This window comes from Hansschlegelia beijingensis (genome assembly GCF_045505405.1).
Classification (GTDB): Bacteria; Pseudomonadota; Alphaproteobacteria; order Rhizobiales; family Methylopilaceae; genus Methylopila; species Methylopila beijingensis_A.
On the sequence record NZ_JBJKEX010000551.1, the window covers coordinates 1 to 1,219 of the forward strand.

General features: G+C 72.4%; 2 protein-coding genes. One reads left to right on the forward strand and one right to left on the reverse strand.

Annotated elements, in window-relative coordinates; all coding sequences use genetic code 11:
* A partial coding sequence (locus ACIKT0_RS18605) for a cobalamin B12-binding domain-containing protein (protein WP_407106795.1) occupies positions 1-515 on the forward strand: 515 nt, incomplete at its 5' end.
* A 21-nt stretch (positions 516-536) separates the two neighbouring features.
* On the opposite strand, the gene ACIKT0_RS18610 is transcribed toward ACIKT0_RS18605, so the two are convergent.
* A partial coding sequence (locus ACIKT0_RS18610; RefSeq protein WP_407106796.1) for a response regulator occupies positions 537-1,219 on the reverse strand: 683 nt, incomplete at its 5' end.

Consider the following 1,219-nt stretch of genomic DNA (forward strand, 5'->3'; position numbering starts at 1 on the left):
ACCGAGCCCCGACCGGCGTCGGCCGCGCCGCCCGCGAGGCCAGCGGCGGCAGCGAGATCGTGGAGGTGCGCAAGGCGGTCGAGGCGGCCTCGCTCGCGCTCGGCAGGCGGCTGAAGCTGCTCGTCGGCAAGCCCGGCCTAGACGGCCATTCGAACGGCGCCGAGCAGATCGCCGTGCGGGCGCGCGATTGCGGGTTCGAGGTCGTCTACGAGGGGATCCGGCTGACGCCCGCTGAGATCGTCAACGCGGCGCTCGAGGAAGGCGTCCACGTCGTCGGCCTTTCGATCCTCTCCGGCTCCCATCTTCCCCTCGTCCGAGAGGTCATGGAGCGCATGCGCCGCAACGGCCTGGACGACGTGCCGGTGATCGTCGGCGGGATCATTCCTCCGGAGGACGAGCGCGAACTCAAGGCGATGGGCGTCGCGGCGGTCTACACGCCGAAGAACTTCGATCTGACCGCGATCATGGCCGACATCGTGAGGATCGCCGAAGGCGCTGGCGAAAAGGCGGCCTGAACCGGCCGCGGCCCAGGCGGGCTAGCCCGCCTGGCGACGCTCCGGCTCGATCGCGATCGCGCGCCAGAGCTCGGCGACCGAAATCGGCTTGGTGACGACGGCGTCCGCGCCGGCCGCGAGGAAGGCCCTGATCTCGCTGTCGAAGGCGCGCGCGGTGACGCCGATGATGCGGACCTTCGCCGCCGGCCCTCTCAGGGCGCGGATCGCCCTGGCGGCCGCGAGACCGTCGAGCCGCGGCATGGCGGCGTCCATCAGGACGATGTCGTAGGCCTGACCGGCAGCCGCCTCGACGGCCGCGGCGCCGTCCTCGACGATGTCGTGCAGATGGCCGAAATGGTCGAGCAGCGTGCCGATGACGCGCTGGTTCACCGCGTTGTCCTCTGCGACCAGGATCCGGAGCGGCCGGCTGGCGTGAGGCTCGGGGTCGGCGGCCTCGAGACGCACGACCGCGGCGACCTCGGCTCCTCCCGAGGTCCGGTCGTTGGCTTCGGCGTGGCCGCCCATCCGGTGCGCGAGCTCGGACACGAGCGCGACACCGGGCCCGGCCTCGGAGGCTCGCCCGAAAGACTGTTCGAGCCCTATGCGCAGGGCGCGGCGGCCCCGGGCGCGGCCGGGCTTGACCTTGTGGCGGGCGAAGTAGCCGTCGACCACCTCGTTCCACAAACGGTCCGAGGTGTGCGCGCCGACCGCGTGCGGCCGCGGGC